Source organism: Pigmentibacter ruber (assembly GCF_009792895.1).
Classification (GTDB): Bacteria; Bdellovibrionota_B; Oligoflexia; order Silvanigrellales; family Silvanigrellaceae; genus Silvanigrella; species Silvanigrella rubra.
The window spans coordinates 287,743-303,849 of sequence record NZ_WSSC01000005.1 but is presented as its reverse complement, the minus strand read 5'-3'; the positions used below and the strand labels follow the sequence as shown (position 1 = coordinate 303,849).

At 31.4% G+C, this 16,107-nt stretch carries 16 protein-coding genes; 5 read left to right on the top strand and 11 right to left on the bottom strand.

What is annotated here, in order from left to right; translation table 11 throughout:
• The first annotated feature begins 6 nt into the window (after window positions 1-6).
• Window positions 7-675: an HAD-IB family phosphatase gene (locus GOY08_RS15015; protein WP_158999744.1), complete on the top strand. Its 669-nt coding sequence runs from the start codon at window positions 7-9 to the stop codon at window positions 673-675.
• A gap of 5 nt (window positions 676-680) precedes the next feature.
• Here GOY08_RS15015 and GOY08_RS15010 read toward each other — a convergent pair whose 3' ends face one another.
• The 10 genes from GOY08_RS15010 to GOY08_RS14965 are packed head-to-tail and all read right to left on the bottom strand — an operon-like array spanning window position 681 to window position 9,390.
• Window positions 681-1,427 carry a GNAT family N-acetyltransferase gene (locus tag GOY08_RS15010; RefSeq protein WP_158999743.1) on the bottom strand — a complete coding sequence of 249 codons (747 nt, stop codon included), beginning with the start codon at window positions 1,425-1,427 and terminating at the stop codon, window positions 681-683.
• A gap of 16 nt (window positions 1,428-1,443) precedes the next feature.
• Window positions 1,444-1,827, bottom strand: a complete 384-nt coding sequence (locus GOY08_RS15005; protein ID WP_158999742.1) for a hypothetical protein — start codon at window positions 1,825-1,827, stop codon at window positions 1,444-1,446.
• A 14-nt stretch (window positions 1,828-1,841) separates the two neighbouring features.
• Complete coding sequence (locus tag GOY08_RS15000) at window positions 1,842-2,255, bottom strand: DsrE family protein (protein WP_158999741.1); 414 nt, start codon at window positions 2,253-2,255, stop codon at window positions 1,842-1,844.
• A gap of 18 nt (window positions 2,256-2,273) precedes the next feature.
• Window positions 2,274-2,606 (bottom strand): hypothetical protein, encoded by a 333-nt coding sequence (locus GOY08_RS14995; RefSeq protein WP_158999740.1) that lies wholly within the window; start codon window positions 2,604-2,606, stop codon window positions 2,274-2,276.
• Window positions 2,607-2,629: 23 nt separating this feature from the next.
• Window positions 2,630-3,481: a dienelactone hydrolase family protein gene (locus GOY08_RS14990; RefSeq protein WP_158999739.1), complete on the bottom strand. Its 852-nt coding sequence runs from the start codon at window positions 3,479-3,481 to the stop codon at window positions 2,630-2,632.
• A gap of 57 nt (window positions 3,482-3,538) precedes the next feature.
• Window positions 3,539-4,990: a sensor histidine kinase gene (locus tag GOY08_RS14985; protein WP_158999738.1), complete on the bottom strand. Its 1,452-nt coding sequence runs from the start codon at window positions 4,988-4,990 to the stop codon at window positions 3,539-3,541.
• Entirely contained in the window at window positions 4,987-5,514 is a 528-nt protein-coding gene (gene dtd / locus GOY08_RS14980; protein ID WP_158999737.1) for a D-aminoacyl-tRNA deacylase, read from the bottom strand. Before dtd ends, GOY08_RS14985 begins: the two co-directional genes overlap by 4 nt.
• 12 nt (window positions 5,515-5,526) lie before the next feature.
• A complete protein-coding gene (locus tag GOY08_RS14975) occupies window positions 5,527-6,393 on the bottom strand; it encodes a CPBP family intramembrane glutamic endopeptidase (RefSeq protein WP_158999736.1) in 867 nt (288 codons plus the stop codon).
• A gap of 26 nt (window positions 6,394-6,419) precedes the next feature.
• A complete protein-coding gene (gene hemL, locus GOY08_RS14970; protein ID WP_158999735.1) occupies window positions 6,420-7,730 on the bottom strand; it encodes a glutamate-1-semialdehyde 2,1-aminomutase in 1,311 nt (436 codons plus the stop codon).
• A 4-nt stretch (window positions 7,731-7,734) separates the two neighbouring features.
• Complete coding sequence (locus GOY08_RS14965; RefSeq protein ID WP_158999734.1) at window positions 7,735-9,390, bottom strand: CTP synthase; 1,656 nt, start codon at window positions 9,388-9,390, stop codon at window positions 7,735-7,737.
• Window positions 9,391-9,471: 81 nt separating this feature from the next.
• Here GOY08_RS14965 and GOY08_RS14960 point away from each other — a divergent pair, with 81 nt between their 5' ends.
• Together GOY08_RS14960 and asnB are read left to right on the top strand one after the other, a co-directional pair.
• Window positions 9,472-11,130, top strand: coding sequence for a hypothetical protein (locus GOY08_RS14960; RefSeq protein WP_158999733.1), 1,659 nt, complete (start codon window positions 9,472-9,474; stop codon window positions 11,128-11,130).
• Window positions 11,131-11,185: 55 nt separating this feature from the next.
• The gene (gene asnB, locus GOY08_RS14955; protein ID WP_158999732.1) at window positions 11,186-13,303 is read left to right on the top strand and encodes an asparagine synthase (glutamine-hydrolyzing); all 2,118 of its coding nucleotides are present in this window, start codon (window positions 11,186-11,188) and stop codon (window positions 13,301-13,303) included.
• On the opposite strand, the gene GOY08_RS14950 is transcribed toward asnB, so the two are convergent.
• Window positions 13,304-14,431 carry a PilZ domain-containing protein gene (locus GOY08_RS14950; protein ID WP_158999731.1) on the bottom strand — a complete coding sequence of 376 codons (1,128 nt, stop codon included), beginning with the start codon at window positions 14,429-14,431 and terminating at the stop codon, window positions 13,304-13,306.
• 67 nt (window positions 14,432-14,498) lie between these two features.
• Here GOY08_RS14950 and GOY08_RS14945 point away from each other — a divergent pair, with 67 nt between their 5' ends.
• Entirely contained in the window at window positions 14,499-15,170 is a 672-nt protein-coding gene (locus GOY08_RS14945; protein ID WP_158999730.1) for a MarC family protein, read from the top strand.
• A gap of 75 nt (window positions 15,171-15,245) precedes the next feature.
• Window positions 15,246-15,896 (top strand): lysoplasmalogenase, encoded by a 651-nt coding sequence (locus tag GOY08_RS15775; RefSeq protein ID WP_158999729.1) that lies wholly within the window; start codon window positions 15,246-15,248, stop codon window positions 15,894-15,896.
• The last annotated feature ends 211 nt before the right edge of the window (window positions 15,897-16,107 follow it).

The window sequence follows — 16,107 nt, the reverse complement described above, 5'->3', positions numbered from 1 at the left end:
GTTTCAATGGAAAAAATTCGCTATGCTTTTTTTGATTTTGATGGAACATTAATTTCTAAAGATTCTTTTATAATTATATTAAAGAAAATTATTGCAGAAGAACCTTATAGATTATTTTTCCTCTTATTATGGATGCCATTTTTATTAGCAACCGCGATTTTCCGTTTAGACAAAACATTTGCAAAATCTGCCATACTTTGGAGCTTGACGGTCGGAAAAGATAAAAGAAACTGTGCTCAATTTTTGCGCAATATTTTAGCCACAGAAAGTAACTCGCTTTTTTTTGAAGAAGTTATTCCTACTTTCCAAAAATTAAAAGCACAAGGAATTGAAATCGTAATTGTTACTGCATCTGGCCAAACTTGGGTAAGAGGAATGCTCCATGGAAAAATTGAGCATGTTAGAATGATTATTGGAAGTGAACTCACTTTTTTTGCTGGTGGAGTCATATTGAAATCTAAAAATTGTTACCAAGCTGAAAAAATAAAACGAATAGAAAAAATACTTGGTAAAAACATAGAATGGCACAGTGGCTGGAGTGATCATATAGCAGATTTACCAATGCTTTCTCGTGCTACTGAGAAACACATCATATGTCCTAAAAAAAAGCATTTAAAAATTTTTGAAAAACAATTTAATAGAAAATTTGAACTACACTTATGGAAAACTAAATAAGATTTTTAAAAGTCTTGAATTGCTTGCTTCATTTTTTCTAAAGGAATTAAATTTATATCTCCTAATCTTTCAAAACCTAAATTAGGTAAAGAAAATTGACTTAAAACACTATTAGCGGCTGTTAAAGTAAAAATATTTTTATCACTAAATTCTTTCAATAAGTAATAAATGAATTGGCTTGCTAAATTTTTCTTCCTAAATTCGGGAAAAATTGCCAAATTATAAAGATAAGCATTTTCACTTTCATTTACTGCAATAGTTATAGTAGCACAAATTGTATTATCAAAATATGCACAATAATTTTTATTTTTAAACTTCCTATCTTTTAAGCTTAACATTATGGATAAATCTTTTTGAGTTTCTGTATCGATTTCAAATAACGCAAAAAGATGTCTACAAAATTCATGACTATCTTTAATTTCTCGTACAGAAAAATTTGGATTTAGCAAAAAATCCTGACTAGCACAAAATTTATTAATTGAAAAAAATGCACCATTATAAATGCTAAATTCTTGATACTTAGAATCAAATGAAAGAAAATAACCTTTAATTTTTTTTGTTGAATAAAAAGAAAATAACCCTAAAATATCTTCATAAGAATAGTAGGTATTATTATGAAAAACTGTATTCCATAAAGGAACAGAATTATTTTGATAATAACACTTAAATCTTTCAAGAACAATTTCATTGGTTATAACGTCACTAAACAAATCATTGTAAAAATTAATCGCATTAAGCAAATTATTTTTCATAATTTTTTCCTACAATTTACCAGTGCAAAATGTGATCATACTTCTCAAAAAGAATTGGAAAATCTGCGCGAGTTATTCCTTGTGGACCATATATCATTTCTTCAGTTTCAAAACCACGTTCTATAGCATCTTCATAAACATAAAAAATAAGAACACCTTTTTCCATAATTTTTATTAAATCTTCATATATTTTTGCTGGCTGTGTTTGTACTTTAAAACCAAAAACAAGACCTGAAGAGTCTTGTTTAGTAAGTAAATAACTTATGGCATTTCCTTTTAATAAAAGATCTATTGAACTTCCTGCATCTTTTAAAAAATGTGAAATCCAAATAACAGTATCATCTTGCTCTTCAATAGTTCCTCTGTATGCTGATTCAATAATTTGCAATATTTTTTTCATAAATGATACTTCCATTATCGCGTTGGGATAACAAGAACATTATCTGAATTCTCTATAAATTTTAAAAGCTCACCTGGTCCATTGCGTCTTAAATTTGGCGAAAATTCAAAAACACCTCTTTCATCAACACAGAAACCGCATTGGACCCAATCAATTTTTGCTCCAGTTTCTTTAGATTTTTCAAAAATAGAAGCAATCCATTGTTTAGTTGTAGGATGATCTTCTTCTTCTAATGAACGATTATGAATAGGATTTGCATGAGCTGATTGTTTCTCAAAAGCTAAAGAAACAGCTCCTTCATATGCAAAAACATTAATATGAATTCCTTTAGAAACAGCTTGATGTATTAGACGTAAAGCACTTGTTGATCGAGCATTTTCATATGGTGGGTCCATTAACACAAAAGTTAGTACTGAATTATTACTCATAATACATCCTTAGTATAATTATGAATGCCAAATAACTTTACTTTTATTAACGAGATGATCCAAAATAACATCTATTGAAGAAACGACAATTTCTTTTCTTAATTTTTTCCTATCTATCCCTCTTTCTTTTATAGAAAATTCATCAATAAAAATTGGAATATCTTTTTTTATAATATTTTCAATTGGTTCATAAATAGCAATATTTGTTCGAAATGAAAAAACAGCATTTTGTAAAATAAATAGTTTTACATCATTTTTTTTATCTTTTAAATCAACAGCCAATTGATAAGACTGATTTACTCCTAATGATCCAAAATGATCGCGCGTTTCTATAAGTAAGTAGGAATTCATAGCTATCCTATCTTTAATATTTTTTATGAATGATCTTTAATCCATTTTAACATTTCACGTAATGCTTCATCGGATGCCATTTGATTATATGATGGTCTATAATCTGCAAAAAAACCATGATCAGCATCTGGATAGACAATTATTTTTGAATTGCTTTTTCCTTTTTTTAATTCATTATTCATTTTTTCAACATGTTCAGGAAGAATTCTTGCATCTTTTCCTCCATATAAGCCTAATACAGGAACTTTTAATTTTTCTGCTATATCTACTGGAAATTCATCTTTTGTTTTTTCATTTGTTAGCAAAGGACCATACCAAGCAATCGCAGCTTTTAGTTCAGAGTTATGTGCTGCATAAAGCCAAGTTGCTTTTCCTCCCCAGCAAAAGCCAGTTATATACATTTTATTTACATCAATTTTTTTACTTTCTTTTAGAAATTTTATAGTTGCATCTAAATCTGTATTAACTTGTTTATTTGTTACTTTTGAGACCACTTTAGATATTATATCAGGAATTTCTTTAATATTATTAACTTCTCCCTGCCTAAAATACAAATACGGTGCTATTGTATAAAATCCCAATTTAGCAAATCTTCTGCAAAGATCTTTTATGTATTCATGAACCCCAAAAATTTCATGACAAATAATGAGAACAGGATAAACTTTATTTCCTTTTGGAAAAGCCTGATAGGCGGGAATTTTAATTTTCCCGACAGGAATTTTAACATCTGCAACTTCGATACCATCTTGATCTGTTTGAATTGCAGAATAAGCCAAAGGATATACGGCCAATGCATATCCAGATATTGCAAGAGATTTGATTAAGAAATCACGTCTATTAAATTCTATTTTTTCAGTATTTTCATTTTTTGGCATGAGGATTTTCCTTAGATTGCCACAACAAGAAGATATATCAATTATTTCTTTATGTTATCAAAGAGATGTAAGTAAGTCAATTTTCTTTTTACTCGGATTTTTAGGTAACATAATTGTAAAAACACTCCCTACCCCAACTTCACTCCGCAAAGAAATAGAACCTCCGTGTGCTTGAACCACATGTTTTACTATTGCAAGTCCTAAGCCAGAGCCGCCACCTAATCTATTATGTGATTTATCTACTCTATAGAAACGCTCAAATGCACGAATTCTGGAATGATTTGGTATTCCAATGCCTGTATCTTCTAAAAAAATAATATGATGTGTTTCATTTTTCCGCACACTTATTTTTACAAATCCGCCAGGTCTATTATATTTAACAGCATTATCCACTAAATTAACTAGCACTGAATCAAAGCGTTGTGCATCAACATAGATATTATCAATATCTGGATCAACATCAGAAAGTATTTCTACTTCAGCTTGTTTGGCTTTTGGTAAAATATTTTCTACAACTCTTTTTATTCCTGCATGTATATCATAAGATTTAATATCTAAAGTAAGCGACCCCGATTCTAATCCTGTAACAATTAACATTTCATCTATTAATTTTGTTAAATTTAAAGAGTTTCTGACAATAACAGATAAAAAATTTTGTGCCATTTCATGGTTAATAAATTCTGGTAAATCTTGAATAATTTCAGCATATCCTCGAATAGCTGAAATGGGAGTTTTTAATTCATGGCTTACATTAGCAAAAAATTCCCTTCTTAATTCTTCTCCCTTTTGTATGTCAGTTAAATCAAATAAAAAAATCATAAAAACAGGTATATTTTGCTCTGAATATAAAACAACAATTTTGGCTCTAACCCTTCTTATTTCAGGTCCATCTAAATGGAGAGATTCAATGATTTGCGCCTGAATCATATTGTTACTTTTAATTTCAAGAATCATTTTCTGAATCATAGCTGATAATTCAACACTTCTTAAAACTTCAAGCACATCTCTTTCAGAGACATCTGTATACCATCCAATCCATCTTCTGACCGTATTATTAACTTTTAGTATTTTTCCTTCATGGTTGACAATAACAACGCCTTCACCAATAGCAGCAAAAATTTCATCTAGCCTTGAGGTTTGTTCCCTGGCTTCTAAAATACTCCCTCGCATTCGTTTTGCCATATCTTGAACCGCTCTTGCGATACGAGAAAATTCATCATTACCATCAATTGGTAAACTGTCTATTCCCGCATCGAACCCACCGTGCCTTGTTAATTGCAATAAAGAATGTGTTGGTTTATCAACTAGAATATATAAAATAAAGTAACAATATAACAAATAAATTGGAATTACAAAAATGACTGGAAGAAAGCGATAAAGAACAATACCTAGAAATGTTCCAACTATGATTCCTAAAAAAATTCTTTGCTTTACTGTACTTGGATAAAAAACAGATAAAAGCGGTCTTAAATTTGCTTTAACTTTCGTAAAATGTGAATCAAAACTCACATAATCCCCTTTAATGTAGATTCTATTATCAAAGTAACAGGTCCATCATTGCAAAAAGATACTTGCATATTTGCAGCAAATACACCAGTTAGTACTTTTTTTGCCTCTAATTTTTTTTTCGCTAAATCAACAAACTTTTGATACATAGGTTCGGCTATACTAGGTTTAGCAGATAAAGTAAAACTTGGTCTGTTGCCTTTACGACAATCACCAAATAAAGTAAATTGACTGACTATATAAAGACTTCCTTTTGTATCTAAAATTGATAAATTCATTTTGCCATGTTCGTCTTCAAAAATTCGCAAATTAATAATTTTATCTAAGAGTTTTTCAATTGCAGGATAGTATTTTTCCACAATAGATATAACAGCTTCTTCTGGAATAGTTTCTGCTGTTTCTTTAAAACCAATCCCAAGCAAAACCAGTAATCCGTTTTCCATAAATCCTTGTGATTTTTTTTCGATAGTTACTTCGGCATTTTTAGCCCGCTGTACAATAGCTCTTAATATTAAATTTTCAGACATGTATATCCTTCACTAAGCTTTATAAAATGGGTAAGTAAAAAATATAAAATGTGTTATATTTACTCCAAAATGTACCAAAATTGCTGATTCAATTTTTTCTGACTTTTGAAATGCATAACCGTAACCTATCCCAGCTAAGAAAGCAAAAACAATCATCAGAATACCACTTTTATAGTGAAATAAACCAAATAAAATTGCTGTCAAAAGCAAAGATAACAATGGAGCAGCTTTAGACATTTTAAAATTTTTTGCAAATATATTGTTTAAATTTTTTTGTAAAAATCCTCTAAATATAACTTCTTCTGCAACACAAGTTAATAATAAGTTATTTGCAATAAACAAATACATATTTTCTGGTAATTTAAAATCATATTTAATAAAATTAGTTAAATATGCTGGCAATAATAAAACAACAGTCAAAATAATATAAACAGGAATAAATTCCTTAAAAATTTTTATCCAATTAGAAAAACTTCTTGAAATATTCAGTAGAAAAGCTGCTAAAATAATTCCGCAAACGCCTTTTTCAATATTAATACCCATCCAAAATGGAGCAGAAATTGAACTAAACCTCTCACCACTAAAAATAGGTACTTGTTGCGAAGATTGCAAAAGAGTTGTGAAAGGTAATAATGAAAATATTAGGATCAATATACTTAAAGGGAATCTATAGAAAACATTTTTCGTATTTTTATAGTAATAACAGCCTAGTGAAAAGAGAACTATTAATAGTAAAGAAGGATAAGATACAAACCCTAAGAAAAATGTGAAAAAAGAAAAAGAGATCGCTATAATAATAGCAATCTCTTTTTTATTAAATATCCAAAGTGATAATGAAGCACTGCATATAACTGCCAATAACAGTTCTTTAGGAAACATAGTTATTTATCCCTAAATTTTTTAAATCAAATTTCTTCTATTGCTAACTCATTATGAATTACAGCAACTAATTTATCAAGATCACAATGCTCGATTGCTAAACTTAAAAAGCCAACTTCATAACCACTTGGTCCTAAGTAAATACCATTTTCTAGTAATTTATGGTAAACTTTATTAAACATATTCATATTTGTTTGCTCTACATCTGAAAAATTCTGCGGAGCTTTATTTGTTCCAAAAAAGAAACAAAAAAACGAACCACTTCTTACGTAACAAACTTTTGCTTTTTCAATATAATTAATTAGCTTATTATGAACCACTTGATCTAAATATTTACCTAGCTGCTCTAGCTTATCAAATGCATTTTCTTTCTCTAATTCACAAAGAGTATGATACCCAGCAATCATAGCTAAAGGATTGCCTGAAAGAGTTCCTGCTTGGTAAGCATGACCTAGAGGTGAAACAACCTGCATAATTTCTTTTTTTCCACCATATGCTGCCGCAGGTAATCCACCACCAATTATTTTTCCAAAAGTCCAGAGATCAGGAGTTACATTAAAATATTCTGCGCTTCCCCCTTTTGCTATACGAAAGCCAGTCATTACCTCATCAAAAATAAGTATAGTTCCATTTTTTGTGGTAATTTCCCTCAAATATTCTAAGTAACCTTGTTTAGGTAACACTAATCCCATATTAGCTGCAATAGGTTCAATAATAACTGCAGCAATGTCAGATCCATATTTAGCAAAAACCTCATCAATACTTTCAATACTATTATAAATAGCTGTTAATGTATCTTGAGTAGTTCCTAAAGGAACACCAGCAGAACTTGTGTTACCCAATGTTGCAAGCCCACTACCCGCTTTCACTAAAAACTGATCCGCGTGCCCATGGTAACAACCTTCAAATTTGACAAACTTATTTCGTCCAGTAAAAGCTCTCGCAGCTCTTACAGCACTCATTGTTGCTTCTGTACCACTGCTAACGAAACGCATCATTTCAATGCCATTCACCCAAGATTGAATTTTCTCGGCGAGCTCAACTTCAAGCAAAGAAGGAGCACCAAACGTAACTGCCTGTTCAATTTGAAACTTTAAAGCTTCAACAACTTTTGGATGAGAATAACCTAAAATGAGAGGTCCCCATGATGAACAAAAATCAACATAACGATTACCATCAACATCAAAAAGGTATTTACCTTTACCGTGCGAAAAAACTATTGGAGTCCCTCCAACAGAGCGAAAAGATCTCACCGGCGAATTCACTCCACCAGGAAATACCTTCCGGCTTCTTTCCATCACATCTTTTGACTTTTCAAGTTGCTGTTGATTTTTCATTGGTTTATACCTCTTTTTTAAGTTTTGAATAGGATAAGGCAGCGGCAATAAAATCTCTAAATAAAGGATGCGGAGCTATTGGTCTACTTTTCAATTCTGGATGTGCTTGGCAAGCTAAAAACCAAATGTGATTTTCCAATTCCATCATTTCCACTAAAGTACCATCAGGACTTTCTCCTGAAACAATAAAACCTGCCTCTTCAAAACGTTTTTTAAAATCTAAATTAAATTCATACCTGTGCCTGTGTCTTTCACTTACTTTATCAAAATGATAAGCATCAAATGCTTTGGTATTTCTCTTTACTAAGCAGTCATAAGCACCTAAACGCATACTACCGCCTTTTTGTCCAACTCCCTGTTGGCTTTCCATTAAATGAATGATTTTATTTTTTGCATTGACATCAAATTCTTCAGAAGTTGCTTCAGGAATTTTTAATGCATTTCTTGCAAATTCAATGCATGCAAGTTGCATACCTAAACAGATTCCGAAAAATGGAATATTATTTTCTCTGGCGAATTGTATTGCAAGCATTTTTCCTTGCACTCCTCTATCCCCAAATCCACCGGGAACCAAAATAGCATGGAACTCTGAAAGCATTTCGTGAGTATTTGTAGAGTTTAATTGTTCAGAGTCAATTCCAACTATTTTAACCGAGGATTCATTTGCTATACCAGCATGGGTTAAGGCTTCATATACTGATTTATATGAGTCCCGTGTACCCATATACTTACCAACTACAGCAATTTTCAAATGATGTTTTGGTCGTTCAATACATTCAATAATTCTGTTCCACTCATCTAAATTAGGTTGAGCAGTCCAAATTCCTAACAACTCAACAATTCGCGCGTCCATGCGTTGTTCATGATAAATAATTGGCATTTTATAAATACTATCAGCATCAAGTGCTTCAAACACACTTTCTTTTGGTAAATTACAAAATGTTGATATTTTCATTCGTACATCTGGCGCCATAGGTTGATCTGCACGACAGATTAAAATATCAGGTTGAATTCCAATAGAACGCAATTCTTTCACGGAATGTTGGGTTGGTTTTGTTTTTAATTCTCCAGCAGCTCTTATGTAAGGAACTAAAGTTACATGGATAAAAATAGAATTTTCTTTTCCTACATCATTTCTAAACTGGCGAATTGCTTCAAGGAATGGTAGGCTTTCAATATCACCAATGGTGCCACCAATCTCTACGATAGAAACATCTGCTCCTTCGGACGCAGTAATGATGTTGGCTTTTATCTGATCAGTTATGTGAGGAATCACCTGTACTGTACCACCCAGATAGTCTCCACGTCGTTCTTTATTGATAACTGTGTCGTAGACTTGGCCAGAAGTGAAGCTATTTCGTTTTGCTAGATTTGCTTTTGTAAATCTTTGATAATGTCCTAAGTCAAGATCTGTTTCGGCTCCATCATCCGTTACAAAGACCTCACCATGCTGGAAAGGGGACATGGTACCAGGATCAACATTGATGTAAGGGTCCATTTTAGTCATTGAGACACGTAAACCACGTGTCTCAAGTAATGCTCCTATGCTGGCAGCAGCTAGGCCTTTACCAATACTGGAGACGACTCCACCGGTAACGAATATATATTTAACAGGGTGTTGAGAGAACCGCTTATGGGTCTTACTATCGTGATATTGCATTAGACTTACTCCGTTCGACAATCTTGTTTCGACACGGGAACACAGGGTAACACTAACTTATGGTCAGGAGTCAAGATAACAATGAAGAATCTGCGCAATGATTTTAAAATGAGTGCAGAACAACAGTCCACTGATGGAATTGTTTCTCATATGTTAATGGGGTTTGTAGAGAGAAAGATCTCACCACAGACCATTGCTGATGTTTTGCGTGCTCAAATATTTGAGTCCCATGTCCCTTCTCACAGCTTAAATACTGCTACATGTAATGGCATTTTAGAAGCAGTCACACAAGCTAATTCTACTGAAGACTGTAGTGATCTCGTCTTTTTTCTAGCGACCCATCCAGAATTTCCATATTTTTTATCTTTTAAAGCTGCTACAGGCTCTTTAAGAGTTTTACTTCGCTATTTACAAAAAAATATCCAAAATGAAATGTTAAGTGAGATAAAAGTAGATCAACTTATTGAACGCATTTCAGAAAAAGTATTATCTTTTTTCCATGAAAGAAAAGAAGTTAATTCTGATGACAAAGCAAATTTAACTATTCTTATTAAAACAACCAATCCTACATTAGCTAAATTAATGAGAAACTCACCTTGTTTTCAACAACTTAGATTTATGCTAATGTCACCTAATGATTATACACATGAAACAAGTTTAGCAACTGTACGACCTGAGCCATTAGAAATGGTTAATATCATTTTAAAATCTTCAGACGATCATTTGCTTAGAAATACCACTAATTATTATAAAACAAATCCTGCACCGAATGGCACATCGGGTAGAATCAAACACTTAAAAACTGTGTTAGATCTTTTTAAACTAAATAAAGCATCAGAATTTAAAATTGGTTTTATCATTGAATGGATTTTTGAAAAAGCCTTAATGGAATCTGTGTTGAATGAAGAGCTAGAAGAATTATATAAAAAATCTTTAAAGTTTGCAGCAGAAGAGAGTGGAACTCAAATTCAAATTATTCGCGGTTTAATTCGTTCAATTCAAAAAGATTATTCTTTTATAGCAACTCACCCTTTCCAAAAAAATAGTGATTCTGAAATAAATTTGCTAGAAAAAGCACAATTATTAACTCAACATCTATTTCCTATTTTGGTTAAATTTGCCGAAAAAGATAATAACTATGTCTCAAAATATATTGCCAACTGGGCTGTAGAAATGCCTTTGCAAAATGAAGAGTGCCGTTTCTTTAAGCGCTCCCATTGGCGTTGGATTAGATCTCTCGCTGCACATACCTGGGATGCCAGCCTGCGTGAACCTCCCCTTTGGGTTATAGATGGAGGAAGCAATTATTGCGCCACAATATTTCAAATTGCACCCGCTCTATGGCTTCAGGAGTTTTCATTTTCGTTGCTTGAAAAAGTTTATAGAGAAACCCTGAATGAAAATTTTACCCCACAAAAGCCCCATTATGACTATGTTGAATTTTTAGCACGTTCCATGCGAAAAAAATCTCCTTTTTTTGCTAGCCGTACCGAATCTCTATATGCGTTGCATCTTTTATCGCGGTTAACGAGAACAGAAGCAATGCAATATGCAAATGCAGAGGCACGATTCCAAGCACAAATCTCAAGTTCTTTTCAACAACATGAGATTTCTTCAGAATTTGCCTTATGGAAAGAGATCATTCTAAATCCAAACATAGAACATGATTTGGGAAATAACCCGGTAACAAGAGCACTAGCTATTTTGGCAAGACTTGCCAAAGAGACTTCAAAAAAGTAAAAAAGATGAAGTCAATCTAAAAGTGCTAAACTGATTTTTAATAAAGTGGGTTTATATGTGTGGCTATGCTGGTGTTATGTTCAGTCAAGACAGTTCATTTGCTTCCATTCCAAACTATAAAGAATTATTTTATTCAAAAGCAAATAATGTAAAGCATAGAGGTAACGAACCAATACGCAAAGCTGAATTTGAAAATGTATTACTTGCACACTATAGACTTGCTTTTCTTGATATTGCATCTAATTTTCAACCTATGCTTAGCAAAAATAAAAAATGGGTTATTGTATTTAATGGAGAAATTTACAATCACAATTTGTTACGTAAAAAAATTACTGCTGAACAGGGTTATCATTTTTCTACAAAAAGCGATACTGAATCCATCTTAGAAGGGTTTTTAAATTATGGACTTGAAATAGAAAAATATCTTGATGGTGAATATAGCTTTGTCATTTGCAAGACTGATGGAACTGAACTTATTGCAATGCGCGATCCTTTTGGAGTGAAACCATTATATTTTGGACTTGAAGATGTTCAAACAAATATATTTTCAACTGCACAAGAGTCTTATTTATTTAAAACTAAGACCTTGCATTTTTCCAGTGAAATAAAAGGTCTTTCAATCGAAAAAAAATGGCATAGAGATGGTTTTTTAAGACAAATTACTGGTCTTTATGAGCCAATAAGAACTCCTTATCAAAATATAATTCAATTGCCACCAAATTCATTTTTATATGCTAAAAAACAAAATGATTATTTTGTTTGTAAAATTCAAATAAAGAAACAACCTGTACGCCCTATTTTAACTGATAGCGATTTAAATCAAGATGAAATGTTACATGAATTTAGTAAAACATTATATAAATCTGTAGAATATAGAATGCTTTCAGAAGTTGAATTAGGTGTTTATTTAAGTGGAGGTATTGATTCCAGAGCTGTTACATATGAAATGGTAAATTATTTACAACATAAAAAAATAAATCGTCCATTAAAATCTTTCACGATAAGTTTTGATAGTGAAGAATACAGTGAAGCAACAGAAGCATTATCATTCGCCCAAAAATATAGCGTTACTCCTAATATATTAAAAGTAAGTAACTTAAATTTAAGCTATGCATATAAACATGCTGTTTATCATTCTGAAAATGTACAGCCATATACAAATTGTGCTGCAAAATGGTGGCTAAGTAAATTTGCAGGTAAGTATGTAAAAGGTGTTTTAACTGGTGATGGAGCTGATGAATTATTAGGAGGTTATCCAAGTTTTAAATATGCCAGTTGGTGGAAATTTGCTTTAAGCAGTGTCCCAGGGGAGAATGTATTTGATAAAATTAAAAAATTAACATCTGGTGCAAGTCTGCGTGATGGTACTTTAATGAAGAAGTTAACACCAGAAAAGGATCCCTGGCTAGTTGGTTCTAGCGTGGAAGGAACTGGTGAAGATTTTATGGAAAGTCTTTTACTCTGGGGAGTTCCACACCCCTTATTTAGTCAAATTAAAACTATTGCTTCTGCTATTTTAGGTAATGAAGAAGCAACAAAATGGCTTAGTGAACAAAAAGAATCCATTCGTTCATGGTATTCCTTTGGTTATCAAAGTGATGATGAATTTCTAAGTAACCCAACAAATGCACTTGCATTATGGCAAAATTATTTTTGTAAAACACATCTTCCAGTGCAAATTTTGAATGTAGTGGGAGATAGAATGGAAATGGCTAATTCTGTTGAAGGTCGTACTCCATTCTTATCTCGCGAAATGGCTAAATTGGTTGCTAAATTAAAAGATAGTATGCTTATTAGAGGGTATGAAGATAAATCAATATTACGTCGCTGTTATGCAAAAAAAATTGGACAAAATTTTGCAATGGCACCAAAAAAACAATTTGGATCACCTTTTTTATTTAATGAAAATTTAATTAGAAATTATCAAGAACTAATAACAAATAAGGTAAAAGAAACACAATTATTTGATATAAAAAATACATCAGGTTTATTTGAATTTATGCGCTCTGATTTTTTAAAGAAAAAAGCAAGTCCACATCTTCTCACGCAAATAAGTTCAGCCTTTCAATCATTAATTTGTTTCACAATTTTAGATGATACATTAATTAAAAATAATCCTCCTAAAAGAGAAGAGGATTATGAAGAAAAAGTACTAAATCAAAAAATTATTTAATTATGCTTTTTCTAAAGTAATAACAACAGTAGAGCTTATTGAATTAAATTCGCAATGAATTTTGGCTTTATGCATATCTAAAATAGGTTGAATTTTTTCTTCAATCAAGGCTTCCACAAATAATGAAGCTCCAGGAGGCATACAGGTTAAGATAATTTCAACAGTTTTTTTGCCTCCATCCTTGACAGCTATCATGCAATTTGAACCTTTGATTTCCCGCATAGGATAAACAATTTCATAAATTAATAAAGAAAAAACACTTAACATTTGTGGGCTTCTACACAAAACAGATATTTTTTCATTTGCTGGAAGCAAATAAATTTCAGTCACAGTTTTAGAAATTTTTTCTTTTGCTGCACGAACTGATTGTTGTAAAATATCATTTAAATCCTCAACTTTGAACGATGCTGATTCTATTTGCCTAGTTCTAGTTTCATTTATGATTGGAACGAGAAATTTAACATATTTTTCCCTACCTTCAGTAAATTGAATTCCACACCCAGATTGCTCTCCGGCCTTAGCTTCTTTTCGAACCCATGCAACCTTCCCTTTTCCTTCTAACGATTCTAGGGAGGAAAACATCAAACGAAACTCAATTATATCACCAACTTCTGGAAACTCCTCAGATAAAGCAACAAAAAAGCCACCAAAGCTAATATTTGTAGAAAATGTTGAAAAAACTTTTGGCGAAGAAGGTAATTTTATATTTACTTTTGATGTAAGCTCTATGCGCTCATCCAAGCGTTTTGTGTATCCTTCTTTTCTAGAAAAAACAGCATCTTCAACCGAGTAATACAATGATTTAATTTGAAAAGGTTTTGTATAGAGCGCCCACAAACCCATGGCTATGGCTACATCTGGAGTGAGCTCACTAGCAGATTCTGTTAAAAGTATTGCAACTGGTGGGGTTTCTTTAATAAATTTTTCTTTCAATTTATCATAAAAATCAAAAAAATTACCGTCTACTTGAATATGTTCGGCAACTAAGACATCAGGCTTTTCGACTTGACAAATTTTTTCAGCTTCTTTTAAAGAAAAAGCTGAGAAAACATCATATCCTTGTTGCTTAAATTCAGAACAGATAGATAATGCTAATCCTTTATCTTGACTGATTGCCACAAATTTCACTAGTATCCTCCATTGCAAAACTTAAAAATTTCGTTTTGCAAAACTCCTAACTTCACAAGGACAAATTATGGATTTCATCACTTCTTTGATGGATCAAAGCTCAGCTGTAGGTGCTGCCATTGCTTATCTATTTACTACTTTTATTTCAGTATTTGTAATGGTCGACCCCTTTGCCGCTATACCAGTTTATCTTCTTTTAACGGAACGTTTCACCCCAACAGATGTCAAAAAAACCAGACGAAAAGCCGTCTTAGTCGCTTCATCTATACTTCTTGTATTCGCCTTTACAGGGATGAGCGTTTTAAATATTTTTGGTATATCTATTTCAGCCTTACGCATAGCTGGAGGTATTCTACTGCTTAAATTTGCACTTGAGCATATGATGGGTTCATCAGAAAAAATAAATCATGATGAAGAAGATGAAAGCAAACATAAAGATGATATCTCCATAGTTCCTTTAGCAATGCCTCTATTGGCAGGACCCGGAGCTATTTCTACAGTTGTGGCACAAGCCACAAATGCAAATAATATTTATTATTACTTTCTCTTAACTCTAGCTATTGTCCTTGTGATGTGGGTTAGTTCTTTAACTCTCAAATTTAGTCAGCATCTTTACAGAGTATTAGGTAAAACAGGATTAAATTTAATGGGACGCATTATGGGAATTTTAATTGCCGCCCTTGCTATTCAGTTCGTTATTACTGGTTTGAGAGATTCTTTTCCAAACCTTTGGAAATAAATATAACCCTAAAGTTATTTGAACAAAATTTACATGTATATTCTCCTATAGAAACTTTTTACTATAGGATACTCTATGAATTACGAACACTTCATTTCATCACCATGGATTTTTACCTCATTTATTTGTTTTTTTATCTACTTACTATCATTCTTTAAATTCCAAATTAAATACTCTTGGTTATTTAAAGTTTGTAGTATCGTTTTTCTTGGAATTTATAGCATTTATCATATACACTCTAAATATATCGAACTCTTTTATATTTCTATATTTTTATCTGCCCTTGGTGACTTTTGGTTAGGTATTAATGAGAAAAATTTTTTTTTACATGGTCTCATAAGTTTTTTATTTGCACATGTCTGTAGTAGTATCTTTTTCTTTTGTTACTATTCAAACAATCAATTTTTTATGTTGACAAATAAAATTATTATATCTTTACTTTTTTTATTTTCAATCATTTTTTATAAAATATTATCTAATTATTTAGGAAAACTAAAAATATCTGTTATAATATACATAATAGGTCTTTTATCACTTAATATTTCTGCTATCCTTTCTAAGTTCTCTTGTTACGAATTAATTATAGGGGTTCTTCTTTTTACACTATCTGATTCAGTATTAGCCTATCAAAAATTTAAATATAATTTTAAATTAGCTAACCAAATTGTTTGGGTGAGTTATTACTTCGCACAATTCCTTATAGTTTTTAGCATAAAACAAAGTTAATAAAGTGCAATTTTAAATAAACGTAAACGGACGTAATTCACTATTAAAATCCTATAATTACATTGATCTATAGAAATTTAAAACTTATTTTTAAAAAACGTTTTAAATTGTAGCTTTATTTATTTCATTTTTTATAATAGAAATAAGTTGGAATGATATGTCTTCTATTTGAATTTATTTTTACATTTTAATTATTCAATTCTATCAATAT

Excerpts from the sequence above, each read along its gene's own strand:
- GOY08_RS15775 (WP_158999729.1), top strand. The coding sequence starts at position 15,246 with ATGAATTACGAACACTTCATTTCATCACCATGGATTTTTACCTCATTT.
- GOY08_RS14965 (WP_158999734.1), bottom strand. The coding sequence starts at position 9,390 with ATGCAATATCACGATAGTAAGACCCATAAGCGGTTCTCTCAACACCCT.
- hemL (WP_158999735.1), bottom strand. The coding sequence starts at position 7,730 with ATGAAAAATCAACAGCAACTTGAAAAGTCAAAAGATGTGATGGAAAGA.
- GOY08_RS14975 (WP_158999736.1), bottom strand. The coding sequence starts at position 6,393 with ATGTTTCCTAAAGAACTGTTATTGGCAGTTATATGCAGTGCTTCATTA.
- GOY08_RS14960 (WP_158999733.1), top strand. The coding sequence starts at position 9,472 with ATGAAGAATCTGCGCAATGATTTTAAAATGAGTGCAGAACAACAGTCC.
- asnB (WP_158999732.1), top strand. The coding sequence starts at position 11,186 with ATGTGTGGCTATGCTGGTGTTATGTTCAGTCAAGACAGTTCATTTGCT.
- GOY08_RS14995 (WP_158999740.1), bottom strand. The coding sequence starts at position 2,606 with ATGAATTCCTACTTACTTATAGAAACGCGCGATCATTTTGGATCATTA.
- GOY08_RS15015 (WP_158999744.1), top strand. The coding sequence starts at position 7 with ATGGAAAAAATTCGCTATGCTTTTTTTGATTTTGATGGAACATTAATT.
- GOY08_RS15010 (WP_158999743.1), bottom strand. The coding sequence starts at position 1,427 with ATGAAAAATAATTTGCTTAATGCGATTAATTTTTACAATGATTTGTTT.
- dtd (WP_158999737.1), bottom strand. The coding sequence starts at position 5,514 with ATGTCTGAAAATTTAATATTAAGAGCTATTGTACAGCGGGCTAAAAAT.
- GOY08_RS15005 (WP_158999742.1), bottom strand. The coding sequence starts at position 1,827 with ATGAAAAAAATATTGCAAATTATTGAATCAGCATACAGAGGAACTATT.
- GOY08_RS15000 (WP_158999741.1), bottom strand. The coding sequence starts at position 2,255 with ATGAGTAATAATTCAGTACTAACTTTTGTGTTAATGGACCCACCATAT.
- GOY08_RS14945 (WP_158999730.1), top strand. The coding sequence starts at position 14,499 with ATGGATTTCATCACTTCTTTGATGGATCAAAGCTCAGCTGTAGGTGCT.
- GOY08_RS14990 (WP_158999739.1), bottom strand. The coding sequence starts at position 3,481 with ATGCCAAAAAATGAAAATACTGAAAAAATAGAATTTAATAGACGTGAT.